The organism is Streptosporangium sp. NPDC087985 (assembly GCF_044741965.1).
Classification (GTDB): Bacteria; Actinomycetota; Actinomycetes; order Streptosporangiales; family Streptosporangiaceae; genus Streptosporangium.
The window spans coordinates 43,660-69,058 of sequence record NZ_JBIUTQ010000017.1 but is presented as its reverse complement, the minus strand read 5'-3'; the positions used below and the strand labels follow the sequence as shown (position 1 = coordinate 69,058).

26 protein-coding genes and 3 pseudogenes are annotated in these 25,399 nt (G+C 68.2%); 14 read left to right on the top strand and 15 right to left on the bottom strand.

Annotation, left to right across the window (positions count from 1 at the left end):
- Positions 1-670: 670 nt before the first annotated feature.
- The 3 genes and pseudogenes from ACIN94_RS25590 to ACIN94_RS25580 form a co-directional block, all read left to right on the top strand.
- Positions 671-907, top strand: a pseudogene (locus ACIN94_RS25590) (DUF4158 domain-containing protein); the annotation flags it as partial.
- Positions 908-1,117: 210 nt separating this feature from the next.
- Positions 1,118-1,657, top strand: coding sequence for a GNAT family N-acetyltransferase (locus tag ACIN94_RS25585; protein ID WP_400711009.1), 540 nt, complete (start codon positions 1,118-1,120; stop codon positions 1,655-1,657).
- Between the two features lie 228 nt (positions 1,658-1,885).
- On the top strand, positions 1,886-2,485 hold the full coding sequence (locus ACIN94_RS25580; protein WP_400710775.1) for an HIT family protein: 600 nt from the start codon (positions 1,886-1,888) through the stop codon (positions 2,483-2,485).
- 142 nt (positions 2,486-2,627) lie between these two features.
- Here the strand turns inward: ACIN94_RS25580 and ACIN94_RS25575 are convergent, their stop codons facing one another.
- On the bottom strand, positions 2,628-3,176 hold the full coding sequence (locus ACIN94_RS25575) for an NUDIX domain-containing protein (protein ID WP_400710772.1): 549 nt from the start codon (positions 3,174-3,176) through the stop codon (positions 2,628-2,630).
- 163 nt (positions 3,177-3,339) lie between these two features.
- Between ACIN94_RS25575 and ACIN94_RS25570 the strand changes: the two genes are divergently transcribed.
- From ACIN94_RS25570 to ACIN94_RS25545, 6 genes are all read left to right on the top strand, one after another.
- Entirely contained in the window at positions 3,340-4,260 is a 921-nt protein-coding gene (locus ACIN94_RS25570) for an ABC transporter ATP-binding protein (RefSeq protein WP_400710769.1), read from the top strand.
- 16 nt (positions 4,261-4,276) lie between these two features.
- A complete protein-coding gene (locus ACIN94_RS25565; RefSeq protein WP_400710766.1) occupies positions 4,277-5,020 on the top strand; it encodes an ABC transporter permease in 744 nt (247 codons plus the stop codon).
- Between the two features lie 3 nt (positions 5,021-5,023).
- Complete coding sequence (locus ACIN94_RS25560; protein ID WP_400710763.1) at positions 5,024-5,827, top strand: ABC transporter permease; 804 nt, start codon at positions 5,024-5,026, stop codon at positions 5,825-5,827.
- Between the two features lie 269 nt (positions 5,828-6,096).
- The gene (locus ACIN94_RS25555) at positions 6,097-6,957 is read left to right on the top strand and encodes an aminoglycoside phosphotransferase family protein (RefSeq protein ID WP_400710760.1); all 861 of its coding nucleotides are present in this window, start codon (positions 6,097-6,099) and stop codon (positions 6,955-6,957) included.
- 111 nt (positions 6,958-7,068) lie between these two features.
- Complete coding sequence (locus ACIN94_RS25550; protein ID WP_400710757.1) at positions 7,069-7,224, top strand: hypothetical protein; 156 nt, start codon at positions 7,069-7,071, stop codon at positions 7,222-7,224.
- Positions 7,225-7,256: 32 nt separating this feature from the next.
- Positions 7,257-8,384, top strand: coding sequence for an alpha/beta hydrolase family protein (locus ACIN94_RS25545; protein WP_400710754.1), 1,128 nt, complete (start codon positions 7,257-7,259; stop codon positions 8,382-8,384).
- A gap of 60 nt (positions 8,385-8,444) precedes the next feature.
- Here ACIN94_RS25545 and ACIN94_RS25540 read toward each other — a convergent pair whose 3' ends face one another.
- On the bottom strand, positions 8,445-9,005 hold the full coding sequence (locus ACIN94_RS25540; RefSeq protein WP_400710750.1) for a GNAT family N-acetyltransferase: 561 nt from the start codon (positions 9,003-9,005) through the stop codon (positions 8,445-8,447).
- Positions 9,006-9,141: 136 nt separating this feature from the next.
- Here ACIN94_RS25540 and ACIN94_RS25535 point away from each other — a divergent pair, with 136 nt between their 5' ends.
- Positions 9,142-10,104 carry a radical SAM protein gene (locus tag ACIN94_RS25535; RefSeq protein ID WP_400710747.1) on the top strand — a complete coding sequence of 321 codons (963 nt, stop codon included), beginning with the start codon at positions 9,142-9,144 and terminating at the stop codon, positions 10,102-10,104.
- Positions 10,105-10,169: 65 nt separating this feature from the next.
- On the opposite strand, the gene ACIN94_RS25530 is transcribed toward ACIN94_RS25535, so the two are convergent.
- From ACIN94_RS25530 to ACIN94_RS25520, 3 genes are all read right to left on the bottom strand, one after another.
- Positions 10,170-11,339, bottom strand: coding sequence for an Ig-like domain-containing protein (locus ACIN94_RS25530; RefSeq protein WP_400710744.1), 1,170 nt, complete (start codon positions 11,337-11,339; stop codon positions 10,170-10,172).
- A 311-nt stretch (positions 11,340-11,650) separates the two neighbouring features.
- The gene (locus ACIN94_RS25525; RefSeq protein ID WP_400710741.1) at positions 11,651-13,867 is read right to left on the bottom strand and encodes an ATP-dependent RecD-like DNA helicase; all 2,217 of its coding nucleotides are present in this window, start codon (positions 13,865-13,867) and stop codon (positions 11,651-11,653) included.
- Positions 13,868-14,032: 165 nt separating this feature from the next.
- The gene (locus ACIN94_RS25520) at positions 14,033-14,779 is read right to left on the bottom strand and encodes a Clp protease N-terminal domain-containing protein (RefSeq protein ID WP_400710738.1); all 747 of its coding nucleotides are present in this window, start codon (positions 14,777-14,779) and stop codon (positions 14,033-14,035) included.
- Between the two features lie 230 nt (positions 14,780-15,009).
- On the opposite strand from ACIN94_RS25520, the gene ACIN94_RS25515 reads away from it, so the two are divergent.
- Complete coding sequence (locus ACIN94_RS25515; protein WP_400710735.1) at positions 15,010-15,492, top strand: RICIN domain-containing protein; 483 nt, start codon at positions 15,010-15,012, stop codon at positions 15,490-15,492.
- Positions 15,493-15,646: 154 nt separating this feature from the next.
- Here the strand turns inward: ACIN94_RS25515 and ACIN94_RS25510 are convergent, their stop codons facing one another.
- The 3 genes and pseudogenes from ACIN94_RS25510 to ACIN94_RS25500 all read right to left on the bottom strand — a co-directional run bounded on the left by ACIN94_RS25510 (position 15,647) and on the right by ACIN94_RS25500 (position 17,705).
- Complete coding sequence (locus ACIN94_RS25510) at positions 15,647-15,967, bottom strand: alpha/beta hydrolase family protein (RefSeq protein WP_400710732.1); 321 nt, start codon at positions 15,965-15,967, stop codon at positions 15,647-15,649.
- A 118-nt stretch (positions 15,968-16,085) separates the two neighbouring features.
- Positions 16,086-16,628, bottom strand: a pseudogene (locus tag ACIN94_RS25505) (DPP IV N-terminal domain-containing protein); the annotation flags it as partial.
- A gap of 570 nt (positions 16,629-17,198) precedes the next feature.
- Positions 17,199-17,705, bottom strand: a complete 507-nt coding sequence (locus ACIN94_RS25500; RefSeq protein WP_400710729.1) for a carboxymuconolactone decarboxylase family protein — start codon at positions 17,703-17,705, stop codon at positions 17,199-17,201.
- 382 nt (positions 17,706-18,087) lie between these two features.
- On the opposite strand from ACIN94_RS25500, the gene ACIN94_RS25495 reads away from it, so the two are divergent.
- The 3 genes from ACIN94_RS25495 (at position 18,088) to ACIN94_RS25485 (ending at position 20,195) form a co-directional block, all read left to right on the top strand.
- On the top strand, positions 18,088-18,408 hold the full coding sequence (locus ACIN94_RS25495; RefSeq protein WP_400710726.1) for a hypothetical protein: 321 nt from the start codon (positions 18,088-18,090) through the stop codon (positions 18,406-18,408).
- Positions 18,405-19,160, top strand: a complete 756-nt coding sequence (locus ACIN94_RS25490; protein ID WP_400710723.1) for an SDR family NAD(P)-dependent oxidoreductase — start codon at positions 18,405-18,407, stop codon at positions 19,158-19,160. The genes ACIN94_RS25495 and ACIN94_RS25490 overlap by 4 nt, the downstream gene beginning before the upstream one ends.
- Positions 19,161-19,316: 156 nt before the next feature.
- Positions 19,317-20,195, top strand: coding sequence for an ABC transporter substrate-binding protein (locus tag ACIN94_RS25485; protein WP_400710720.1), 879 nt, complete (start codon positions 19,317-19,319; stop codon positions 20,193-20,195).
- Between the two features lie 133 nt (positions 20,196-20,328).
- Here the strand turns inward: ACIN94_RS25485 and ACIN94_RS25480 are convergent, their stop codons facing one another.
- From ACIN94_RS25480 to ACIN94_RS25450, 7 genes and pseudogenes are all read right to left on the bottom strand, one after another.
- Positions 20,329-21,015, bottom strand: a complete 687-nt coding sequence (locus tag ACIN94_RS25480) for a phosphatase PAP2 family protein (RefSeq protein WP_400710717.1) — start codon at positions 21,013-21,015, stop codon at positions 20,329-20,331.
- Positions 21,016-21,326: 311 nt separating this feature from the next.
- Positions 21,327-21,983 carry a L,D-transpeptidase gene (locus ACIN94_RS25475; RefSeq protein WP_400710714.1) on the bottom strand — a complete coding sequence of 219 codons (657 nt, stop codon included), beginning with the start codon at positions 21,981-21,983 and terminating at the stop codon, positions 21,327-21,329.
- Between the two features lie 128 nt (positions 21,984-22,111).
- Positions 22,112-22,612, bottom strand: coding sequence for a M15 family metallopeptidase (locus ACIN94_RS25470; protein ID WP_400710711.1), 501 nt, complete (start codon positions 22,610-22,612; stop codon positions 22,112-22,114).
- Positions 22,613-22,962: 350 nt separating this feature from the next.
- Positions 22,963-23,700: a sulfite exporter TauE/SafE family protein gene (locus tag ACIN94_RS25465; RefSeq protein WP_400710708.1), complete on the bottom strand. Its 738-nt coding sequence runs from the start codon at positions 23,698-23,700 to the stop codon at positions 22,963-22,965.
- 149 nt (positions 23,701-23,849) lie between these two features.
- The gene (locus tag ACIN94_RS25460) at positions 23,850-24,011 is read right to left on the bottom strand and encodes a hypothetical protein (protein WP_400710705.1); all 162 of its coding nucleotides are present in this window, start codon (positions 24,009-24,011) and stop codon (positions 23,850-23,852) included.
- Positions 24,012-24,018: 7 nt separating this feature from the next.
- Positions 24,019-24,702, bottom strand: coding sequence for a formylglycine-generating enzyme family protein (locus tag ACIN94_RS25455; protein ID WP_400711006.1), 684 nt, complete (start codon positions 24,700-24,702; stop codon positions 24,019-24,021).
- Between the two features lie 132 nt (positions 24,703-24,834).
- Positions 24,835-25,158 (bottom strand): annotated as a pseudogene (locus tag ACIN94_RS25450) (DUF4180 domain-containing protein); the annotation flags it as partial.
- Positions 25,159-25,399: the final 241 nt, after the last annotated feature.

The window sequence follows — 25,399 nt, the reverse complement described above, 5'->3', positions numbered from 1 at the left end:
ATGCTCTAAATACAGACATGTTCTATACCGGACAGAATTCAGCTTCTGTCCGGTATGACATTTTTGATGTCCGATGAGATCACTCGATGATCGTTTTCCTGTCTCGCCGGATGTCCCGCACCCTGTCCCGAACGACCTGCCCGGTGTCTCGCTTGTCCTGCTCGATGAAGGCCACCCCGTGAGCGCGAGTCAGCTCTCGCGGTTCACTCGACCCGCTCTGTGATCATGGTCGCCCCAAACGATCTACCCGACCGCACCTGTCCGTCTCACTTGATCTGCCCTGTCGGGCACCTTCCTCTGGCGTCATGACGGTCTGCGATCAAGGTTTTCCTTGATCGAATCCATGGTGAGGTGATGGGCCGTTCGACGACAGCGGCTGTTGCCGTCCTCGAATCCCCGTTTGAGATCACTGTCTTTGGTGACAGGCGTGATTCGACGGCGAGACTCAGACGGTCATCGGCCTTTCGGGCACGGTGGTCCGGCTGGCGGACGAGCACGGGCAGGTCAGCGTGGTCCAGCTCGTCCACCTGCCAGCGTCGACTGGATTTGAGCACCTGGGAAAGTTCTCCCCCGCTCCCCCGCTGCCTGCGAGGATGTTGGCCGGCTTGCCGCGGACGGTGATGAACCAGCGTCAACGCAGTGCCCGACGTGGGCTGATCGTGTCCGGTCAGTGGGCCCCCCACAAGAATACCGCGATCAAAAGGCCGGTTCCCGGAAGTTCGTTGAAGAGATCCCGCAAGCCGCGGTCCACTACGTCGCGGAGCTGGTGAAGGTGCCGGCCACGGAGTTCGCGAAGTACACGTTCACCGGCCGGACGGCCGAGTACCACCGCAGGCAGACCCGCGAGGCGTTGGGGTTCCGGCCTTCTACTCGGGCGAACGCTGACCGCGGTGCGCAAACTCGGGCTGCCCGAGGGGCTGTTCGCCGACTGCTCGGAGAAGCTGGTGACCGCGTGGCGGGCACGGGCGATCAAGATGTGCCCCTCGGACTTCCGCGACACGAACGAGGTGGACCGCACTCCTTTTCCAGGGCATCGGGCCCAAGGGGCCTCTGGGGAGAGTCGGACCAGGTTTTGGCGGCAGTCCCGTCCCTCGGATGTCTCTATTACTATGATCTTGTGACCGGAGTCTTCACGGTGTTCCAAGCTTCTTCAGGCGATGGGGATGTGCTGGGTGAGATCCACGCGGAGTCTTGGAAGGCTGCCTACGCCGGCTTCTTCCCTCAGGAGTTCTTTGACGAAGCGGTAAGGCATCGGCGCAACAAATGGCACGGCGTGCTCGCTGAGGGCGAGGACACCGTCATGCTCGCCGCGTTGGACGGGCGACGGCTGGCCTTCTCCTACTTCGGATCCTCGCCGATGCGGCTGGAGTCGGCGGAGATCTTCGGCTTCTACGGTCACCCGGATGGCTGGGGAACCGGCGTCGCGAATGCCCTGATGACCGCTTCCCTGCACAGGATCCGCGAGAAAGGCTTCAGGCGGGTCCATCTGTGGACGCTACGTGACACGCCTCAGTCACGCCGCTTTTACGCCAAGAGCGGCTTCATGGAGTCAGGTGCGGTCCGTGGCCACGACTTCGGTGATGGCAACCCGATCGAGCAAGTCGAGTACGAGCTGATCTTTCGCTTATCCGACCCTCATACGGCGCTGGAGTGTTGACAAACGACCGTCTGTCAACATTTGCCCTGGTGATCGCGGATGCGCAGGTGGGCAGTGTCGAGCTCGTAAATCACCGGCGTTAGGCCGATGACGCGCGCGCCGTGAGTGCTGTTGAATGAAGAACCGTCGTCTTTCCCGCGTGGCGGCGCATCGCGCACCGTCCAGATCCAGCTGCGTGATCACTCCGGTGGGTCCGTCGCACCCGAAGGCAGAGACCGGTGACGGTCCGTGTCAGGATGCCGGACGGCGTGGCGGGTCCGGCGGACTTGGACGCCCCTGCGAGTACTCACGGAGGACACCATTCAGGACGAGTCCCTCCCCCGGCGGAGAGAAGCGTTTGATCTGGCCGGCTACGTTCGGCGCACCCAGGGTGGGCCGTGCTTCATCTGTGCCGTCCTGGCCGGCAGTCCCGGTTACGATTTTGAGCAGGTCGTTTCCGAAGACGAGCATCACATCGCCTTCCTGGATCGCTATCCGACAATGGTCGGTAAGGTCCTGGTGGCGCCCAAGGTTCACGTCGAGCACGTCGTCGGTGATCTCGACGAGGAGGCCTATCTGCGGCTGATGGGGGCGGTGCGCCGGATCGCGCTCGCCGTGGAGGAGGTCGTCCCCTCCGAACGCACCTACCTGCTCTCCCTGGGCAGCCGGCAGGGCAACGCCCACCTGCACTGGCACATCGCCCCGTTGCCCCCCGGAACCCCCTACGAGCGGCAGCAGTATCACGCCCTGATGACCGAGAACGGGGTCATTCCCTGGTCGGTGCAGCAGGCCTCCGCTCTCGCCGAGCGTCTCCGCGCGGCCTTGGCCGGGAGCGGCGGGGGCGGGTGATCCTCAGCGGGGAGGCGGTAAACGCCCGTGGAGGGGCGGTAAGACCCGGCGCCCGTGCCGGGCGCGCTCCGGTGAAACGAACCCCGGCAACGCGGCAGCCTGCCGGCCCTCACCGGGAAACATTGAGAATCAGTGAACGGTTTCAGCGAGGTGGGTGCAGCAGGAGCAGGGTGTAGGCGGCGATTGAGCAGCTGTCGGTGATGGTGCCGTTGAGGATCATCTGTTCCAGTTCGGCGCGGGGGAACCAGTTCTGGCGCATGTCCTGTTCGGTGTGTTCGCGGTGGGGGGTGCCGGGGGTCAGGCCGGTGGCGAGGAAGACGTCGAAGCGCTGGCCGGTGGTGCCGTGGGCGTTGTCGAGGCGGCCGAGGCTGGTCATGGAGGTGGCTGTCAGGCCGGTCTCTTCGGCGAGTTCGGTGTGGGCGGTGGCCTGGGGTGAGGGGCTGCCGGGGACGCCGCCCTGGGGGAAGCTCCAGGTGCGGCGGCCGATGGGGTAGCGGTATTCCTCGACGAGGTGGAAACCGTTGTTCTCCATGGGGATGATCAGGGCGAAGTCCGGCCGGTCGAGGACGCTGTAGATGCCGTGGGAGCCGTCGGGGCGTTGGATGCGGTCTTCTCGCAGGGCGATCCAGGCGTTGGTGTAGACGACGGTGGAGGCGAGGGTGCGGATCGTGGGCTGCTGTGGGTCGGTCATGGCGCAGGAGCCTACTGGGGGGCGGGTGCGCCGGGTGGCTGGTTGCGGGGTGCTTTGCCGGTGGAGGGTGCGCCGGGTGCCGCTGTCATCCGGGGGGGTGTTGGTGGCCGGGGCTGGAAAACCCTTTGCGGAACTGTCGTGGTCCTCTGTTACGGTCCGGTGCGTGTCTGAACAACCTCTCATCCGCGCGCGTGGTTTGATCAAACGTTTCGGTGACTTCACCGCGGTCGACGGGATCGATCTGGAGGTGGCGCCGGGCGAGGCGTTCGGGTTTCTGGGACCGAACGGGGCCGGGAAGTCCTCGACGATGCGCATGATCAGTTGTGTGTCGATGCCGACCTCCGGGGAGTTGCGCATTCTGGGGATGGACCCGCGGCGTGAGGGGTCGCGGATCCGGGCGCGGCTGGGGGTGTGCCCGCAGCTGGACAATCTGGATCCGGATCTGAGTGTCCGGGAGAATCTGACGACGTATGCCCGGTATTTCGGGTTGTCGAGGTCGGAGGCGCGGCGGCGGGCGGCTGAGCTGCTGGAGTTCGCGCAGCTGCAGGAGAAGGCCGACAGTCAGGTGGAGCCGCTGTCGGGGGGGATGAAGCGGCGGTTGACGATCGCGCGGGCGATGGTGAACGAGCCGGAGCTGGTGTTGCTGGACGAGCCGACGACGGGGTTGGATCCGCAGGCGCGGCATCTGTTGTGGGAGCGGTTGTTCCGGCTCAAGCAGCGGGGTACGACGCTGGTGTTGACGACGCATTACATGGACGAGGCCGAGCAGTTGTGTGATCGGCTGGTGGTGATGGACGGCGGGCGGATCGTGGCGGAGGGGTCGCCGCGGTCGCTGATCACGACGTACTCCACTCCTGAGGTGGTGGAGTTGCGGTTCGCCGACGGGGCGGACTACGCGGGCAAGCTGGAGGGGATCGGGCGGGTCGATCCGTTGCCGGATCGGCTCTTGCTGTATGCCGACGACGGGGATGCGGCGGTGGCGGAGGTGCATCGGCGGGGGCTGGCTCCCTCCAGTGTGCTGGTGCGCCGTTCGTCGCTGGAGGATGTGTTTTTGCAGCTGACCGGCCGGACGTTGGTGGATTGAGATGGCTCATCCGACGGTGGCGGTGCTGGAGCGGCATCTGGTTCTGTATCGGCGGCTGTGGCGGGCGTCGGTGTTCTCCTCTTTCGTGCTGCCGGTGCTGTTTTTGGTCAGTATCGGGATCGGGGTGGGCAGGTACGTCGGCGAGGTCGGCGGGGTGGGTTATCTGGCGTGGATCGTGCCGGGGGTGATGGCCTCGACGGCGTTTCAGATGGCGATCGGTGAGTCGACGTATTCGGTGCTGGGTGATTTCAAGTGGGTGCGGTCGTATCACGCGATGCGGGCCACCCCGGTCGGGATCGGCGACATGATCGTGGGCCGGTTGCTGTATGTGCTGTTGCGGGTGGAGATCGCGGCGGTCGTGTTCCTGGGGGTCACGGGGTTGTTCGGCGCGTTGCGTTCGGGCTGGGCGGTGCTGACGCCGGTGGTCGCGGCGCTGGTGGCGTTGGCGGCGGCGGCTCCGGTGACGGCGTTCGCGGCGAGTATCGAGCATGACAGTTACTTCGCGTTGCTGTTTCGGTTCGTGATGATTCCCTCGGCGTTGTTCGCCGGGGTGTTCTTCCCGGTGGAGCAGTTGCCCGGGGTGGTGCGTCCGCTGGCGTATGTGTCGCCGTTGTGGCATGGGGTGGAGTTGAGCCGGGCGGCGACGCTGGGGGTGGCTCCTGCGTGGCCGGTGTGGGTGCATGTGGGGTATCTGCTGGCGTGTGCCGGGGCGGGGATGGTCTGGGCGGTTGCCGCCTTCCATAAGCGACTTCAGGACTAGGGCATGGTTTCTGCGATGGTGGCGGCCCGGATTTCTCCTTCCCGGGTGGGCGCGGTGGTCAACCGTAATGTGGGGGCGTTGCGTTCGGGGCCGTCGTACTGGCTGGTGCTGGTGTCGGGGTTTTTCGAGCCGGTGCTGTATCTGCTGTCGATCGGTGTGGGTGTGGGGGCGCTGGTCGGTGAGTTGACGTTGCCGGGTGGCCGGGTGGTGGACTACGCGGTGTTCGTGGCTCCGGCGATGCTGGCGGTCTCGGCGATGTCGGGGGCGTTGGCGGAGACGACGTTCAATTTCTTTTTCAAGATGAAGTACGCCAAGACCTTCGATGCGATTCTGGCGACGCCGGTGCGGCCGTTGGAGATCGCGTTGGGTGAGCTGGTGTGGGCGATGGTGCGTAGTTGTGTTTACACGGGTGCGTTCCTGGTGGTGATGGTGGCGCTGGGCCTGACGAGTGTGGGGTGGGCGCTGGCGGCGTTTCCGGCGACGTTGCTGGTGGGGCTGGCGTTCGGCGGGGTGGGGATGGCGATCAGCACGCTGATGCGGGGCTGGCAGGATTTCGATCTGCTGACGACGGGGCAGTTCGCGCTGTTTCTGTTTTCGGGGACGTTCTCGCCGGTGCAGGACTATCCGCTGGTGATGGAGATCGTGGTGGGGGTGACGCCGCTGTATCACGCGGTGGAGTTGGTGCGGGGGTTGGCGATCGGTGAGCTGGGCTGGGGTCTGCTGGGGCATGCGGGGTATCTGGTGGTGATGACGGTTGCGGGGCTGGTGTTCGCGGCGCGGCGTATCCAGCGGACGTTGTGCCGGTGACGGCCTTTTCCGGGGGCTGGTAGTGGCCGTCACGGCCGGCTCGGCGGGGCGTGGCGGTGGGGTTCGGGTTCGGGGGCCGAGCAGATCTCCTGGCACGACGGCGTCTACGGTGACGTGCGCTGAGACGCCGGCGTCACCCAACGGGACGGCTCCTCGGTCGGCAGGCACGATGTCCTCACACTGGTCGCCAGGCGCATCACGGAGACAACCAGGCATATCCGGCTTCAGCGCCTACGTCTGTCAAGGCCATCCCGAACTATCGTTGCGGCATGAACACCCCGGCGGCGGAAGTCGACATCGATGACGACCTTGTTGACCGCCTGATCCGCACGCAGTGCCCGGATCTGGTGGGCCCGCTCACCCCCGTCGCCAACGGCTGGGACAACGTCATCTACCGCCTGGGGACGGACCTGTCCGTACGGCTGCCGCGCCGCCAGGTCGCCGTCGACCTCATCGTCAACGAGCAACGCTGGCTGCCGGTCCTGGCCGAGTACGTCGAGGTCGCGCTGCCCGTACCCGTCAGGGCCGGCGTGCCCGGCGAGGGCTACCCGTGGCCGTGGACGATCGCGCCCTGGTTCGAAGGCCGCACGGTCGCCGACGTGTCGCCGTCCGACCGCTTCAGCATCGCCGTCCCGCTGGCCGGCTTCATGACGGGCCTGCACCGGCCCGCACCGCCTGACGCACCGCGTAACCCCGTCCGCGGCGTCCCGCTCGCCGCCCGCGACGAAGCGGTACGGCAACGCCTGCAGTCCATTCCCCGGTCAGCTGAGCTCCTCCCTCTCTGGGAGAAACTGGCCACCCTCCCGCCCTGGCAGGGCCCCGCGCTCTGGCTCCACGGCGACCCGCACCCGGGAAACCTCCTGCTCAACAGGGAAGGGCTGGCGGCTGTCCTGGACTTCGGTGATCTCACCAGCGGCGATCCCGCCACCGACCTGGCCGCCGCGTGGCTGGTGTTCGACGAGAACGCGCGCGAGGTCTTCCGATCACGCGTGGACGCCGACGAGGTGACCTGGGAGCGCGCACGGGGCTGGGCCCTTGCCATGGGCACTGCTCTGGCCGCCTACTCGGCCGATAACCCCAGTATGGCGGCCATCGGCGATCACGTCCTCGACCAGGTGCTTCTCACCTAGAGGTGTTAGGCAGTGCCCGATGGGGCGCTCGGTCGGCGCTCCACTGTGTCTATACCCCTCTGATCTCTTATGTGTTACTTCTATCAAGGATGAGAGAAAGGTGGGCTGGGGATGGCGGTGGGAGCCGACCCGGTGGCGACTGCCGTCGCGGTCGTTGAGATGGCGTGCGAGGGGCGTTTCGCCGAGATTGAGGATCTGTTCGCACCGCCGCTGCGGGCGGTTGTGTCCGCGGAGACGCTGCGGGTCGCCTGGGGGCCGAGAGGGTAAGGAACGGATCGGTCTCCGCCGTCGGGGAGCCGGTGAGCGAGCCGGCCGTGGCGGGGCTGGTCCGGGTGAGTGTCCCGGTGATCTGCGAGCAGGGAGCGCTCACGGTGGTCATGTCGGTCGATGGCGCCGGCAAGCTGCAGGGGCTGCGGCTTGTGCCTGCGGCCACCGCGTCGTGGAAGCCGCCGTCCTACGCCGCTCCGAAGAGGTTCGATGAGCACGACGTCACGGTCGGCTCTGCTCCGCTTGCCGTGTCCGGCACGTTGAGCCTGCCGCGTGGGCGCGGCCCGCGGCCGGGCGTCGTGTTGCTCAGCGGAGGGGGGCTGTTCGACCGTGACGAGACCAGCGGGCCGAACAGACCGCTCAAGGATCTCGCGTGGGGGTTGGCCAGCCGCGGCGTGGCGGTGGTGCGGTTCGACAAGGTGACCTACACCCATGGCAGCCGGGTGGCGGACGCGCCCGGTTTCACGGTGGCCGAGGAGTACGTGCCGCACGCGGTCGCTGCCGTTCACCTGCTCCGGCGCCAGCCGGTCGTGGATCCCGCGCGGGTCTTCGTTCTCGGCGACAGCATGGGGGGCAAGGTCGCCCCGCGTGTGGCGGCCGCCGAGGCGTCCGTCGCCGGTCTGGTGATCCTGGCCGGTGAGGCGCAGCCGATGCAGCGGTCCGCTGTCCGTGTCGCCCGCTACCTCGCCTCGCTGGATCCCGGTCCGAGCGCGGACGGTGCTGTCGAGGCGATCACGCGGCAGGCCGCGCTGGTCGACGGTCCTGAGCTGTCACCTTCGACACCGGCCGGAGCGTTGCCGTTCGGCCTGTCGGCCTCGTACTGGCTCGACCTGCGCGGCTACGACCCGGTTTCGACCGCGGCGGCACTGGGCAGGCCGATGCTCATTCTTCAGGGTGGCCGTGACTATCAGGTGACGGTCGCGGACGATCTGTCGCGGTGGAGGGCGGGCCTCGCTCGCCGGCCGGATGTCACGATCCGCGTCTACGATGCTGACAACCACCTGTTTTTTCCCGGCGCGGGTCCGTCCACGCCTGCGGAGTACGGACCCGCGCGACACGTCGACCCGGCCGTCGTCGCCGACATCGCCGGGTGGTTGGCGCCGGGCCGGGGGAAGATCGCTCGGCTGGTTTCCGGCGTCAGGCGCCTCGGGAACGGTTGACGGCTCGTCGTGGCCATGGGGGTGCCGGAGGGGGCGTGGGATCGCTGTGGTGGGGGGTGGTCAGTGGCGGGCGCGCCACTGCCGCTGCAGGATGGCGTAGATCAGTTCGTCGGTCCACTCCCCCTTGACCATCTCGTTTTCCACCAGGTGGGCTTCGCGGCGCATTCCGACGCGTTGCAGTACCTGGGCTGAGGCGTCGTTGCGGCCGTCGAGGCGGCCGGTGATGCGGTGCAGGTCCAGGCCGTCGAAGCCCAGTCTCAGCAGGGCTTCGGCTGTTTCGGTGGCGTAGCCTCTGCCGTGGTGGCCGGGGTGGAAGATGTAGCCGATCTCTCCGCTGCGGTGCTGGTCGCTGTGCCAGAACAGCATGGCGTCGCCGATCAGGGCGCCGGTGGTGGCCAGTTCCACGGCCAGGGCCAGGGCCTGTCCGGGTTCCAGCAGCGCCGACTGGGTGGTCTTCGTTTTCAGTGCCTCGGCGACCTGTTCGGTGTCGCGGGGTTCCCAGTAGAGGTAGCGGGCGACGTCGGGCCGGGAGTGGATGGCGTGCAGGCTGTCGAGGTCGTCGGGGGTGAAGGGGCGCAGGATCAGGCGGTCGGTGCGGATGGGGTAGGAGGGCTTCAGCATCCGGTCAGGTTAGGTCTTCCGGGATGTGTGGGACAACGTGTTTTTGTGGTGTTTTCCCTGGGTGGGGTGGGTGGTTCCGGGGGGTGAAGGGGGTTTCCCTTGCGGGTGGTGTCGAAAGCGTGTTCCACTGAGCGGCATGCGATGGGAGGCGTCCGCTCTGCTTTCCGGTGGCCCGCGGGTCCGGCCGCGGATCGAGCGGGCCGCGGTGATCCGGGTTCACGGTGCGCTGACCTGTTATGAGGTGCAGGCGCGCCGGGCGCTGGAGCGTACCGCCGGGGGGTGGGCCGTCAGTCCTTACCGGGGTTGTGACCAGGCCTGTCGGTATTGTGCGGTGCGGCGGGGTCACCGGTTTCTGGGGTTGGACGCCGGTGGTGACTTCGATTCGAAGATCGTGGTGCGTACCAACGTCGTGCGGCGGTTGCGTGCGGAGCTGGCGGGCCGGTGGGATGGGGAGCATGTCACCGTGGGGGTGGCCGGTGACTGTTATCAGGGGGCTGAGGAGATCTACCGGTTGATGCCCGGGGTGGTGGCGGCTCTGCGGGAGGCCGGGGCGCCGTTCACCGTGCATACCAAGAGCACGTTGATCCTGCGGGATGCCGCTGTGCTGGCGGGGGCTCCGGGGGCGGGTGTGGTGGTCTCGATCGCCTTCGTCGACGATCAGGTCCGCCGTGCGGTGGAGCCGGGGGCTGCGGGGGCGCAGAAACGTCTGGAGCTGGTGGCCGGGCTCAACGAGCGGGGCGTGCCGTGCGGGGTGGAGATGGCGCCGATCCTGCCGTTGCTGACCGACTCCCCCGACCAGCTCGCCGCCACCGTGCGTCGTGTCGCCGGGGCCGGGGCCGTCAGTGTCGTCCCGCGGGTGCTGCGGCTGCCGCCTGGTGCGCGGGAGTGGTATCTGGCGTGGCTGGGTGATCGTCATCCGGGGTTGGTCGCCCGTTATGGGGAGTTGTACGGCGGGGGGCCGGATGCCGAGCCGGGTTATGTGCGCCGGGTCACGGGTCAGGTGCTGCGGCTGGCGGCCCGTTACGGTCTGGGGGCGGTCCGGGCGGAGCAGCCTCTGCCGCTGGCGTTGCCCTCTCATCGGCAGTTGGGGTTGTGGTGACGCCGGGGGTGCGGGTCCGTCCCCGGTTGCCCGGGGGGTGGGGCCGGGCCGGACCCGCGGGGGTGTCAGGCGAGGGCGCTGCCTTGTTTCCACTGGGTGAAGGGCATTTGCCAAAAACCCCAGCCGTTGTTCCATTCCATCTGCCGGTTGGTGCCGGTGATGGTGATCACGTCGCCGCGCTGGACCTGGTCGTAGAACCATTTGGCCTGGTCGGGGCGGGAGTTGATGCAGCCGTGGCTGACGTTCTGGCGGCCTTGGGCCCATAGGTTGTTGAGTGCGTGGACGTATTCGCCGCTGTTGGAGAAGCGTACGGCGTGGTTGATCATCAGGTCGTAGTAGCCCGGGTCGCCCTTCTTGCGTCCGGGGGAGATCATCCGTTCGGGGTTGGCTTTGCCCATGGCCAGGTGGATGCCGCTGGTGGTGGTGTATTCGCGGGTGGTGGCGTTGCCGGCGCTGATCAGCATGGTCTGCACGATCTTGCCGTCCCGTTTGACGATCATTTTGTGGGTGCGGGTGTCGATGGTGGCGATCTGGGCGGCGCCGATCTGGATGCTCTTGGTGAAGTCCTCGACTCCGTACATGTCCTTGCCGCCCTGTACGCCGTCGAGGTGGGCGGTGAAGGTCACTTTCTGGTGGGGCTGCCAGAAGGTGGCGGTCCGGTAGATCACCGTGGTGTCGTTGATCCATCGCCAGGCGCCCTTGGAGGGTTTTTCCGACTGCACCTCCAGGGCCTGTTCCACCGCGGCCTTCTGGGTGACGGGCTGGTTGAAGGTGACGATGAGGGGTGCTCCCACGCCGACCTTCTCCCCCTTCAGCGCGGGGGTCACGTCGGCCACTTTCAGTTCGATCTTCGGCTGGAGGGTGGTGAACGTGCTACTGGCGGTCGTGCCGTCGTCCGCGCGCGCCGAGACGGTGTACTGGCTGGAGGGTTTGAGGGGGGTCTTGGACACCCATCTGGTCCGGCTCTTGTCGAAGGTGCCGGTCAGCGGTTTGCCGCCGCTTTCGACGGTGACCTGTTCGAGTGAGCCGTTGGCGGCGGTGACGACGACCTTCTTGTCCGGGCGTACGGGTGCGCCGCCTTCGGCGGGGCTGATCTTGATGACCGGCGGGGCCGGTGTGTTCTCGGCGCTCACGCCGCCGCCGGCGGCGGCGGGGCCCGTTGAGGCCGATCCGCTGGAGCAGGAGGTGACCAGGAGGGTGGCGGCCACCGCCAGCCCGGCCAGTGGTGTCCTCACGCTTCGGTGTTCGATATTCAGCACAGCTCTCTCCCCCACTACAGCAAACCGCGTTTAAAACCCTAATAGGGGACGTATATGGAGTGCGTATAGTTCAGGAGAGTTCGATAACGTTTGGGTCACTTTGTGAGGTCGATGCATGCCGGCCGGAAATCAGGGGAAGGCACGGGGCCGGCCCGGTGCGCCCGGCGTGCTCCGGCGGGCCTCCACCGCGTCTGACCAGCGCGGCAGGACGGGCCGGCAGAGGTGAAGGCGCGGCCGGGCCGCCGGGCCCGCCGGGAGGTTTTCCCGCCGGGCTCACCGGCGGGGGCTCAGGGTGAGCGCAGCCGGTGGGTGAGGCTGGTGTGGCGCCGCCCGGCGCCGCGGGTGCGTACCGCCTGCGCCAGCGCCCGGCGCGAGCCGACGATGACGACGAGTCTCTTGGCGCGGGTGATCGCGGTGTAGAGGAGGTTGCGCTGCAGCATCATCCACGCGCTGGTGGCCAGCGGGATGACCACCGCCGGGTACTCGCTGCCCTGGGAGCGGTGGATGGAGACCGCGTAGGCGTGGGCGAGTTCGTCCAGTTCGTCGAAGGCGTACTCGACGTTCTCGTCCTCGTCGGTCAGCACGGTCAGCTTGTGGTCGTCGGGCTTGATGTCGACCACCAGGCCCACGGTGCCGTTGAACACCCCGGCCGCGCCCTTGTCGTAGTTGTTGCGCAGCTGGGTGACCTTGTCGCCGACCCGGAACACCCGGCCGCCGTAGCGGCGTTCGGGCATGCCCTCCCGTGAGGGCGTCAGTGCCTCCTGCAGGGCGGTGTTGAGGTTGCCGGCCCCGGCCGCGCCGCGGTGCATCGGCGCCAGTACCTGCACGTCGCGGCGCGGGTTGAGGCCGAACTTGCGCGGGATCCGGTTGGCCACCACGTCCACGGTCAGCGCCGCGATCTCCTCCGGCTCCTCGCAGGGGAACAGGAAGAAGTCGTTCATGCCCGAAAGGGCGGGGGGCAGGCCGGTGTTGACCCGGTGGGCGTTGACGACCACGCCCGACTCCTGTGCCTGGCGGAAGATGTGGGTCAGCCGTACCCGGGGGATCTCCTGTTCGGCCGCCAGCAGGTCGCGCAGTACCTCGCCCGCGCCGACCGAGGGCAGCTGGTCAACATCCCCCACGAACAGCAGGTGGGTGCCCGGGGCGATCGCCTTGACCAGCTTGTTGGCCAGCAGCAGGTCCAGCATCGAGGACTCGTCGACGACGACCAGGTCGGCGTCGAGGGGGTTGTCGCGGTCGAAGGTGGCCTCCCCGCCGGGGCGCAGCTGCAGCAGCCGGTGCACGGTGGTGGCCTCGTGGCCGGTCAGCTCGGAGAGTCTCTTGGCGGCCCGGCCGGTGGGCGCGGCCAAGATCACCTTGGCTTTCTTGGCCCGTGCCAGGGTGACGATGGAGCGCACGGTGAAGCTCTTGCCGCAGCCGGGGCCGCCGGTCAGCACCGCGACCTTCTCGCTCAGCGCCAGCCGTACGGCCTGGGCCTGTTCGGCGGCGAGGTCGGCGTTGGTCTGCTTGCGCAGCCACTCCAGGGCCACGTCCCAGTCGACTGAGGCGAAGGCGCCCAGCCGGTCGTGACCGGAGGTCAGCAGAGCGCGCAGCGAACCCGCCAGCGACAGCTCGGCGCGGTGGAAGGGGACCAGGTAGACCGCCGGGACGACGCTGTCGCCCGCGGGCACCTCCTCGCGGACCACTCCCTCTGAGGCGATGAGCTCCTCCAGGCACTGGGCGGTCAGTTCGGCGGGGACCTCCAGGATCTTCACCGCGTCGCCGACGAGGTTGGGCGCCGGCAGGTAGCAGTGGCCGTCGTCGGCGGCCTGCGACAGGGTGTAGCGCAGGCCCGCCTTGACCCGTTCGGGGCTGTCGTGCGGGATGCCGACGGCCTGGGCGATGGTGTCGGCGGTCTTGAAACCGATCCCCCACACGTCGTCGGCCAGCCGGTACGGTTCGCTCCTGACGACCGAGATGGAGGCGTCGCCGTACTGCTTGAAGATGCGTACCGCGATGGAGGTCGACACGCCGACCCCCTGCAGGAAGATCATCACCTCTTTGATGATCTTCTGTTCCTCCCAGGCGGCGCCGATCATCTTGGTCCGCTTGGGGCCGAGGCCGGCGACCTCGACCAGCCGCTCGGGGGCGGTCTCGATGACCTGGAGGGTGTCGGCGCCGAAGTGGTCGACGATCCGCTCGGCCATCTTCGGCCCGATGCCCTTGATCAGGCCGGAGCCGAGGTAGCGCTGGATGCCCTGGACGGTGGCGGGCAGCACGGTGGCATAGGACCACACCTCGAACTGCTTGCCGTACCTCGGATGGGAGGTCCATCGCCCGGTCAGCCGCAGCGACTCGCCGGGCTGGGCGCCGAGCAGCGGCCCGACCACGGTCAGCAGGTCGCTGCCGGAGCGTTCGGTGGCGACTCTGGCGATGGTGTAGCCGGTCTCCTCGTTGGCGTAGGTGATGCGTTCCAGGACCGCGTCCAGGCAGGTGCCCGAGACGCCGTGTTCCCCTTGCCGCACGCCGCCTCCTCCGCCCTGAATCCGCTGGCGCAAGTGTAGGACAGCGGCTCGTTTCCGCGTGTCTTGCCCGCGACGAGCTCGCCGTCCACGACGGCCGTGCCGGCGCCGACTCGGCCGTACCGCGCCTGCTTGGTGTTGCGGCGGCGGCCGCAACCTGGGGTGGTCTCAGGGCGTCTTCTGCTCGTGGGCGGCCAGGGCGGCGGCCACGGCGGCGGTGATGTGGGCTTCGGCGGCGGCTCTGTCGACGCCGAGGCCGGCGAGGACGCCCGCGCCGTCTTCGAGTTCCAGTAGCGCCAGCAGGATGTGCTCGGTCCCGATGTAGTTGTGGCCCATCCGCAGGGCCTGCCGGAAGGTGAGTTCCAGTGCCTTTCGCGCCTGCGGGTCGTAGGGGATGAGATCGGGCACCTGGCCGGCCGCCGGCGGCAGCGCCGCGGTGACGGCCTGCCGGACGGTTTCCAGTGCCACGCCCTGCGCGACGATCGACGTGGCGGCCAGCGCGTCCGGCTCGCTCAGCAGTCCCAGTGCCAGGTGGTCGGGACGGATCTCGTCGTTGCCCGCCGCGCGGGCTCCGTTCTGGGCCGCCATCACGACGTTTCTCGCCCGCTCGGTGAACCGGCTGAATCCCTGGCTGGGGTCGAGATCCGATGGTTGGCCGGAGGCCTTGGAGACGAAACGTTTCTGCGCGGCTTGTTTGGTGACTCCCATGCTCCTGCCGATGTCGGTCCAGGACGCGCCCGAGCGTCGTGCCTGGTCGACGAAGTGGCCGATCAGATGGTCGGCCACGTCGCCGAGGTGGTCGGCGACGATGACCGCGCCGGAAAGTTGTTCGAGAGCGTCGGAGTGCGCCTTCTTGATGGCCTCGATCAGGTCGTCGAGCCGGACGGGGTTCGTCATCTGGACAGGATTCGTCATGTGTCAACCATAGGTTGACGACGCTCAGATCGTCAACCCGAAGTTGACGGTATGGAGTCCGGATCAGGGGTGGCGCGGTCGCATCGGCGCACCCCTGCCCACCTCCTCCGGGGTGTCCCGGAGGCCCTTCCGGGCGGTGTCGCGACCGGCCGCCCGGAAGATTCCCGCATCAGTGAACACAATGTGCAATGCTTGGTCACTCACCGTTACCACAGGGAAGGAAACCGTCCGTGCGTATCCGCCTCGCCTTCGCTGCCGGCGTTCTGGCCGCAGCCGCCCCCGTCGCCCTGGCCGCCCCTGATGCCCTGGCGTCCGCGCTCTCCCCCGTGGAGCCGGGCACCTACGAGATCGTCAACACCGATGGACACTGCCTGCGCAGCGAAGGCGCCTTCAACTCCAAAGCGCCGGTCGGTGCGTGCGACACCAGGTGGAAGGTGGCCCCCAGCGGCCATGACGGCGGCTTCACCATCACGCACGCGACCACGGGCAACTGCCTGGCCGTCGCCCTGGAACGGATCTACCCGCCGCTCGCCGCCACGTTGCCCTGCGACATGACCCAGGGGAGCGCGTGGACCCTCGCCGATGCAGGCGACGGCCAGGTCACCATCTCCCTGAGAGGCTCCTCCTACCTGACCGACATGGGCGACAACCGCCCCACCGTACTGCTGGAGCCCCGCCCGGAGGGCCAGCACTGGACCCTCCGGGCGATGTGATCGACGACGCGAGGCACCCCGCGGCGTCGATCTGATCGTTCAACCGTTCCCGGCTCGTCCCTGAGGGCCCTTCCGGCGGTCGCGCCGGTGGCCTGACGTTCGGCCGGTACCCGGCCCGGTGCTCACTCGCTGACGGCATCCGGGCCGGTTCTCATCAGCGACCCGTTCCTGAAGCGGCGGGCAGGTTCAGGGCTCGGCGCAGGAAGTCCAGCTCGTGGCGGAGCAGGTTTTCCCGCATGACCAGGTGGTTGGCGCGAGACAGCGGCAGCACCTCGTGCGGTCTGCCCGCCTCCAGCAGCGCCGCCGACAGCCGCAGAGAGTGAGCGGCGATGACGTTGTCATCGGCGAGCCCGTGCACCAGCAGCAGCGGCCGGGTCAGCGAGGCCGCCTCCAGGATGGGCGAGCAGCGGTCGTAGGCCTCGGGATGCTCGGCGGGATGACCAAGGTGGCGTTCGCGGAAATGGGTGTTGTACATGCGCTGGTCGGTGACGGGAGCACCGGCGACGGCGGCGTGGAAGACGTCCGGCCGGCGCAGTCAGGTGCCGCTGGTCACGGCTCTGCACGGCGGCGTACGGGCCGAAGGCATCCCAGCCGGCGGCGGTCAGGTACTCGAACGCCTGGGTGTCCCAGGCCACCGGGACGAGGGTGCCGTCCAGACCGGCGATCCAGAGGGACACGTCGGCGTTGGCCGTACCGGCGGCCGGATAGCGGATGGTTACGGGCGGGCGGGCGGGATCGGCCGGGTCGGCGATGTACCACCGCTGGACGGGCGTGGCGTCCACCCGCGTGACCAGCAGCGACCGGCCGTCCGGCGCCCACCAGTAGCCGCGGTCGCGCCCCATCTCCCCGGCGGCCACGTGCTCGGGGAGCCCGAAGGTGACCTCCTGTCCGTCCGGCTCGGCCACCGCGCGGTCGTCCTCGGCGGCTGTGACCTGCTTGACGCGTAGCGCGCCGCGGCTGACGTAGGCGACGCGCTGTCCTGTCGGGTCGGGGCGAGGGGCTACGGCCTGGCCAGGGGTGTCCAGGTGGCGTACCTCGCCGGTGGCCGGACGTACCGTCCACAACCGTCCCGACAGCGCGAACGCCAGCAGTTCGCACGCTCCGTCGGCGGTGAAGGCGACGATCCCGGGGAACATCTCCCCGGCGCGCCTGCGCCTGGCCGGTTCCTCCGCGGAAGGCAACCCGCCGTGCCCGGTGGGGAGGTCGGCGGGGTCCACGAGGAGGCTTTCCGCGCCGGTGGCGCAGTTGAGTGCCCACAGGCAGGAGACCGGGTCGTCGCCTGCCCTGGCACGGAGGAAGTACACGGTCTGGCCGTCAGGGGAGACGGTGACGTGGCGTGGAGTGCCAAGGGTGAATCGGTGGGTACGGGCAAGCTGCCCGGGAAGCGAGGAGTTCGACATCAAGCTGCTCCCAAGTCCGGAATTTGCGGCAGAAAGCAGCTTGGCCGCCCTCCTTACCGGAGCACGGCCTGCAGGGGAATTATTAGCACACATGTGTAAAGTCCGGCAAACTCGTCGAGGTCGTACCGGCCCGGAATCCCCGGGTTGGTGTCCCAGCAGCCGGTGGAGACGTTGCGGGAGCGGCTGCGCGCGCTCACCTTCTTGCTGCAACAACACCACCTTCCAGCCGGTCATGGACACGCTGAAGCTGCTGGACCGCTACGGTGAGGCACGGTTGCCGTGTCCTCACCCTGAACCTGTCGGACGTTACCTGCTGTAATTCTTCCCGGGGGCCTTACCGGGGATCGGCTTGCCGATAAGAGCGACGGGGATGAAGAAGCAGATTTGGCCGATCACGATGGTGAGCGTCCAGAGCGCCTTGTCGTCATAGTGGGCGGATGCCTTGGCGTACAGCTCGTCGGGGACGCGCTCCCCGGACGGGTTCGGGGTGAGGACGGCCTCCACGAGCTCCAGTGCGACCCGTTCGGCGTCGGTGAAGTAGGGGGCGTCCTGCCATGACGCCACGGCGGTGATGCGCTCCTCTGTCTCCCCGGCCTTGCGGAGGAGGCCGGTTTGCCGGACGGTGTGGTACGTGCTGCCGACGATCTGCCCGGCGCGTAGCTGGACCAGGCTGATGGTGGTCTGCGGAATCGCACCGTTCAGGGTGGCCTTGGACATGGCTCCGGCGATCGTTGCCACCTCGGGGAAGAACTGGCTGGGGTCGGGCAGACGCGACTGGAGGTTGTCTTGCTCGGTCGTCGTGGGCGTGGACATGGCGAGGTTTTCCCTTCTCAGTCTCAGCGGTGTTTGAGACTTACGACCCGGTGTCTCAGTAGTCCGACGAAACAACTGCTGGGAATGTGAGGCGACGCGTCGACCTCACATTCCGAGGGGTTGTGTCGTCGATCTGGTGAGGGCGGATGCGACGAAGGAAGTCGGGGACACCATGACCACCCCATCCGCGAGGTCGCAGGTGGTGAGCGTCGAGAACTCGTGCCGAGAATCAACGTCGGTAAACGAATCGGTGAGTGGATTCCGACAGGCGTCGGTGCACTGCTCTGACCTGGGGATACGCCTCTACCTTGCGGTCTATGACACCGACCCGAGCAGAGGGCCTGGAAGGCGTGCCTTGATAGCGTAGGGCTGGGGCGATGCGATGCTGCGCCAGTACGTGGAACAGCGTGTGGACGCGGTGGCCTACCGGCGGCTCGACGAGCTGTTCCGGGACGGGCACCGGCGGGGACTGCTGCCGGCGCCGCCTGAGCTGCTGAGTGAGATCACCCGCGGCGCGTTGGAGCAGCTGCTCACCTCGCAGTTGCCGCGCGAACTCGACTGGACCTCGGCCGCTCTGCTGCGGGCGACCGTCGGCACCGTGCTCTACGGGGCGATCCACTCAGCACACCCCGGCATCGACGATGAACAACTCCGGACGGTCATGCCGACGGCCCGCGATGATGAGCAGGAGGTGGGCCCGTGACTGGGGCAACCGGCAGGGTGGCATTGGTGACAGGGGCCAGCAGCGGAATCGGTGCGGCCACCGCGCGCCTTCTGACCGCGCGAGGGATGCGCGTGGTGGTCAACTACCTCCGCAGCGGCACGGCAGCCGAGGAGGTCGTGGCCGGCATCGAGGCCGCAGGCGGCCAGGCCATGGCCGTGCAGGCCGACGTGCGCGAGGCAGCGGCGATCGAGAGCATGATCGAGCAGGTCCAGGCGGCGTGGGGCGGCATCGACGTGCTCGTGCACAACGCGCTCATCCCGTATGTGATCAAACCGTTCCAGGACATGACGTGGGAAGAACTGGGCGGCAAGCTCGACGACGAGATGCGTGCGGCGTTCGCGGTCACCAAAGCCGTCCTGCCCGCCATGACCGAACAGGGCTGGGGACGCATCATCTATCTCGGTACCGGTCTCAGCCGCCGGCCCCGGGAGGGCATGATCGCACTGGGCACGGCCAAGGCCGCGCTGGCGCAGTTCGCCCGGTACCTCGCCCAGGAACTGGGCCCGCGGGGCATCACGGTCAACGTCGTCGAGCCCGGCCCGGTGGAGGACACCCGCATGGCGGATGTGTTCGACGAGGAGCACAAGCAGCGGCAGGTGGCCGCTACCCCCCTGGGCCGCCTGGCACACCCGGGCGACGTCGCCCAAGCGGTCGCCTTCTACGCCAGCGAGGACAACGCCTTCATGACCGGCACCACGGCCGCGGTCAACGGCGGGATGTCCATGTACTGACGCCCCGCTGTCCTCCGCACACGGGGCCATACCGGCCCGGTCCGGCCGACGGCCGGACCGCATCCGGCACACCGTCACCTCAGCACCATGGGCCGCAGCAGCCGGGCCCGCGGCACGCGCGGGCGCATGGCGGCGGCACGATCAAGGAAAACGTTCATGTACACGATCGATCTCGTCTACGTCGGGCGGGGCCTGCACGAGGAACTGGTCGCCTACATCGCCGACCAGCAGGGCTACTACGCCGACGAGGGCGTCCACGTCGCGCTGCGCGACGGCTGCTCCTGGGGCGAGGAGCGGCTGCGCCACGGCGCCACCATCGGGCTCGGCCGGGCGCTGCTGTCGCGACTGGCCGATGGCATCCCCTGGGTCGCACTCAATGTCAACACCCACCGCCCGCTGTTCTGGTTCCTCGCCCGCCCCGGCCTGACCTCCCTGGCCGACCTGGTCGGCCGGCGGCTGGCGGTACACGCCCCCCACACCGCACCCGGGTGCTTCGCCCGGATCGTGCTGCGCCAGGCCGGCCTCGACCCGGACCGCGACATCCACCCCATCGTCCGCCCGCCCGGCGACTACGGCATGGACCTGCGCTGGCTGCACGACGGCAGAATCGACGCCGCCCTGGTCGGCAGCACCATGGCCCCGGAGGCGATAGCCGCCGAGCACGGCTGGCAGGTGCTGGCCTGGGTCGGCGACCACTTCCAGATCCCCACCGTAGGCGTGGCCGTCGACCCCACCTACATCCACCCGGACGGCCCCGCGGTCCAGGCCGTCGTACGAGCCCACCGGCGCGCCCTGCAGGTGATCCACAACGAACCCGACACCACGGTGCGGCACATCCAGACGTTCCTCGGCCGACACACCGCAGACGAAGCCCGAGCCCACTACGAGACGTTCATCGCACCGTATTTCACCACCGACGGCCAAGCCGACCTCGCCGTCGGCGCCACCGCGATCACCGCGGTCGCCGCCGAACTCGGCGTCCCCGCCACCGTCACCGCAGCCGAGTTCTACCGCACCGCGACCACCGCACCCTAGGAGCCCGGCGACGCCGGCGCTGCCGAAGCGCAGGCAGAGCGGTGGGCAGCAGACTGGCGCAGCGCATCAGCTGCTCGGCATCCAGCAGTGCCACAGCGCCTGCAATACAGAACGTGACCGCGATTACAGATAGTTACTTTGGGGCTCGTGACACGGACCCGAGCGGGGGCCCTGTCACGACGCGCCGGCCGGCCAGGCCCAGCACGATCCCGAGCGCCCAGCCGGCGATGGCGTCGCTGGGCCAGTGGTAGCCCAGCGTCACGGTCGCCGTCGCGACCCCCGCGGCCAGCACGTGCGCTCCGCCGATCAGGTACCGCCTGCTGGTGCCCGCCGTCAGTGCGGCGATCACCAGCAGGCAGGCCGCGCCGAGGGCGGCATGGCCGGAGGGAAAGGACTGGCCGGCCGTGGCCAGCAGATCGACGCCTGATCCGGGAGGCGTGCGCCCGAGCGCCTGCTTGAACAACCAGATCACCATGCTGATCAGGGCGAGCCACCCGCCGACGGCCGGCACCAGCAGCAGAGCGCGCCGCCGCCAGGCCGCCACCACAGCCGCGATCATCACCAGGGAACCGACCAGCCAGAACTGGCCGCCGACCACGATCACCCGCCAGACCGCGTGCGGCCAGCCCGTCACCTCCAGCCCGTGGACACCCAGCATCAACCGCTGATCCCAGCGTCGCAACGGGCCATCGATGAGCACATCCACCGTGCTCACCACGACGACCATCACAGCCAGGCAACCCACCGCCGTGGGCAGCCGCCACCTCGGTACGCCGAGCACGCCGTCACGCGGAATCCCCCACCATCGCCTGAATGTCATGAGATCGAGGTGAGGTCCTTGCTGGTTGACGACGAGGAGGGGCATCGCGGGTGTGTGGGCACGAGCCGGGACCGTCTTCGGGCTGGAACGTTGCGCCCATCGGCCTCGGTCACCCCTGACGCCGGCCCGCGCTCAACGTGCCATCCAGTGTATAGCCCGGGTGTCGGTTCAGGTCCCTCGGCACTCGCCACCCCGGGCGGCTATCCGGCGAGCTCCAGGACACCACCGGCGGGTGCGAGCGTGCGAACGATCACGTTGAATTACGTGATCATTGACATCCGCCGACGCGCGGATGAGTCATCACCCCTGTGTCAGGCGACTCCGATATCTATCTGCGGGGAGCGCTTTGGATCCATCCAGCGCAGTACCTGCAGCAGTTCGCCGACCGGCAGGCTGACGCAGCCGGCGGTGGGCGCGCCGGTACTGACGTGGAGGAAGATCGCGCTACCCAGGTAGGGGATGCGGTCCTTGGTGTTGTAGGCGATCACGGCGCCATGGTCGTAGGCCGGGGAGATCATCATGTCCTCGGGGCCGGCCCCCGGATCGGCGTGGCGGGCGTCCACCCACTCGTTGTAGAGAGGGCTGGTGGGGTCGTCATCCCACTTGTCGTAGGAGAACACCTGCCGGTAGGGGAACCTCACCCCGGGGTCGGGCTTGATCCCGAACATGAAGTCGAACCCGTAGGTGCCGGACGGGGTGCGCCCGTCGCCCTCCCGCTTCTGGCCTGGCGGGGCGATGCCGCTCTGGCCGACGTTCGCTGTCCAGGGCCCGTACGTCCTCACCCAGCGGCCGCCCTCCGCGGTGTAGGCGACCAGTGTGGCAGTGGTCTTGTGGTAGGCGTCGGCCGTCACGGTGATGAGCTGCCGTCCCGGCGACGGGGGCGGCAGAGCGGCCTCAGACGCGGAGGCGGGCCGGGCGCCGGAAAACCCGCTGAAAATCATGACGAGCGCAAGCAGAGCGGCACTCACACGTACGGAAGCCATTCTCGGGTCCGCAGCCGCTCTCCGAGGAGCGTTATCCATACAGTTCACGCTAGCCAGGCGCGAGGCGTACCCGGCAGGGCGCCCCCGCTCCCCCGGTAGCGGTCGCGGAGAGGTCACCGTCCGTTCTGGGAGAAGTGCTGGTAGTCCTTCTCACTCGACCAGGATCCGCCCCAGCCCCAGCCGATCTTCTTGAACGCGCTCACCACGTCGTCACCGGGATTGATGACTCCTGGCCGCTCCAGAGGCCGTCGGACATAGTCCTTGGCGTTCGCGGGCTCGACGGTGCCGCCCGGATAGGGGTGGATGAAGGGGTTCTCCCGGGGGTTGACATCGATCGCCAGGCCGTAGGCGTGCTGCGACCACGTGCCGCTGGTCTTGACGCGCCGGCAGTTGAAGGCCGAGGTGTTGTCCGCTGTCATGGAGGCGTCGTCGCTGCCCTTGTAGACGTCCACCGGCTGCATCTGCCGGATGGGGAAGCGATGGCCGTACAGCTGCTTGAAGACCGAGACGACCTGGTCGGTCACTGATCTGTTGACCACCAGCTCTCCTGTGTGGGGGCTGCCGTCGAAACCCCAGTAGGTCATGCTGATCATCCTGAGGTCGCCAGGCTGCACCGGGCATCCTCGGCGCCAGGAATAGCGCAGCTGGTCCGGGGACACCGGCCTCACCGTGGCGGTGAACGGCGGTGATGTGCCGGGAGAAGGGGCCGCCGACGGGGACGTCGCAGCCGTTGTCGTAGCGATGCCGGTCACGCTGAGCAGAACGAGTGCCGCTGCAGCCGGCGTGCGTTGTGGGATGAATGCCATCTCCTCAGAGTAAGCACCCTTCAGCTGCCGGCGCTTATCGATCAGATGTGACCGGCCGACGCTTCACCTCTGCTCAGGGGCAGGATAAGGCCGGGCGGGCGTGGCGCGGCCCGCTGGGCGGCTGGGCGGCGAACCGGGGAGGGTCGCTGTGGCGGACGTCAGACCAGCAGGCGCACCGCGGCGAGCAGGGTGAGCCCCAGCGTGACCCGTTCGAAGAGCGTCCGGTCGATACGGCCGATGACGGCACGACCGGCCGCGGCCCCGGCCAGGACCGCCGGGGCGCCCAGTGCGGCGAAGACGAGAGTGGCCGGGGTGATCAGGCCGAGCGCGACGCTGAACGGCACCTTGAAGGCGTTGATCGTCAGGAAGAACCACGCGCTGGTGCCCAGGAAGCCCAGCATCGGCAGGCCTGCCGCCAGGAGGTAGACGGCCATGATGGGACCGGCCGCGTTGGCCGTCATGGTGGCGAAGCCGGAGAAGACACCCGCGAGGGCGGCCACCGGGCGGCGGTGGGCGAGGGAGTCCTCCGGCGCCCGGCGCCGGTTCCACAGGTGCACGGCGATGATCACCAGCAGGGTCGCCCCGATGAGCCGCCTCATCTGCGCGTCGTCGACCCAGCGCACCACGACGGCGCCGGCGACCACACCCCCGGCGACCCACGGCAAGAGCCTGATCAGCCTGGGCCAGTCGGCGTGGCGCCGGTAGGAGAGCACGGCGACCAGGTCGCCGACGAGCAGCAGCGGCAGCAGCATGCCCGTGGACTGTCTCGTCGGCAGCACGAGCGCGAACAGGGCGATCGCCACCGTCCCCGTACCGGAGACACCGGTCTTGGAAAAGCCCACAAGGAACAGGGCGGCCAGCAGCACCGCCCACTGGGCGACGTCAAGGGAGGGCATCGGTCTCGCCGAAAAGAGGGCACAAGGGCGCGTACCGGATGTCAAAGACAGGGGCGACCATACATGATGTGCGGGCCGGGGAAACCCCGGCCGAGTGCTCGAAACCCTCCGGGGTGGTGGCAGGGGCCCTCCGGTGGCCGGGCCGTCGATCATGTGACATGAGTGGCGATGGTCCGGGCGCACTCCATCGACTCGGCACGCGTCGTGTCCACCTCCAGGTCATAGAACACGCCTTGGTGGACCATCTCCGCCTGTGAGGCGGCCATCCCGATGACCCGATCGCCCGGGGCGACCTCTCGGCCTGCGGCCACCGTGCTCTCACACCTGACACCGACCCACAGCACCCGCAGTCCATAGCGATCTGGCGAGCCGGAACCCGAGGTCGTCGACGCGGAAGGCCGGGTGGCTCTTGCGGCGGCACGACGCCCGGCATCCTCGGGGCCGATCATGCGAACCCCCGCCGCGGAATACGCGGTACGGGCCGTAGACCCTGGGATCGTAGACATCCCAGCACCACTCCCACACGTTGCCGATCATGTCGTAGAGGCCCCACGCGTTCGGCGCCTTGGTCGCGACGTCGTGCACCTCTCCGCCGGAGTTCTCCCGGTACCAGGCGATCTCGTCCAGCTCTCCGTAGCGGACGCCGCAGGTCCCGGCCCTGCACGCGTACTCCCACTCCGCCTCGGACGGGAGGCGATAGCCGTCGGCCTCCCAGTCGCAGACCACGTCTTGCCCGTCGGGGTCATCACCCATCGCGTAGCAGGGGTCGAGCCCCGTCGCTTGCGAGAGCAGGTTGCAGAACCGGACGGCCTCCTTCCAGGAGACCTCGGTCACCGGCGTCCGCGGCCCCGCCGAACTCGCGGGCACCTCGCCTCGGACGGCGCGGTACAGCTCACGGGTCACGGGATACGGCGCCAGCCGGAAGGCCCCGACCTCGACCTTCCAGTCCGTCTCCGTGCCCTCGTCCCTCAGGACGATCTCCCCGGCAGGGATCCCGATCATGCGCTCGGCAATCGCCTGGCGTGGCGTCGATTCAAGGCTCATCACAGATCCGTCCCAAGCTACTCGGGCACACGGCAGGGCAGGCAGGGGGTCAGGCGCCGGGGCGCCGGGGCGCCGGGCCAGACGCTCGCCGAGGTCCTCCAGGCTGGACAGGAACCAGACGTGATCCCCCTGGCCCGTCTCATGAACGAAGTCCCGCAAGGCCGAGCTTGCCGCCGCGTGCCGGGATATGTCACCCATGATCACCAGGAGCAACCGGTACGTCGTGAACTTCTGCATGATGTCACCGGCGATACGGGTGCGGAGCCGGAAGAAGGCGTCGTCGAGCCGTTCGGCGGGAATGACGACCACCTCGGCGCGCTGCCCCAGCGCCTCGCCCACCAGATCGACGGCGGCGCGTTCGCCCTGAATCACCTCCCCATCAGGACGGCACATGAGCACACGAAATCCGTGCATAGGGAAAAGCATTTCAGAAATGGTTTCAGACATGATCGTCCGCTCTTTTCGGAAGGTGAAGGAAACCGAAGGTATACGCGACGTCACTTGGTCGCGTCGAGAGGAACCGGCTGTGGAGCGGCAATAATGAGAAGAGTCGCGCGTCAGGCGCGACAACAGGACGGAGCGGCCGGATCACAGGCGGAGCAGACCACCATGGTCGCCACCTTCCTGTCCATCGTCCGGCTCCTGACTGCCTCGT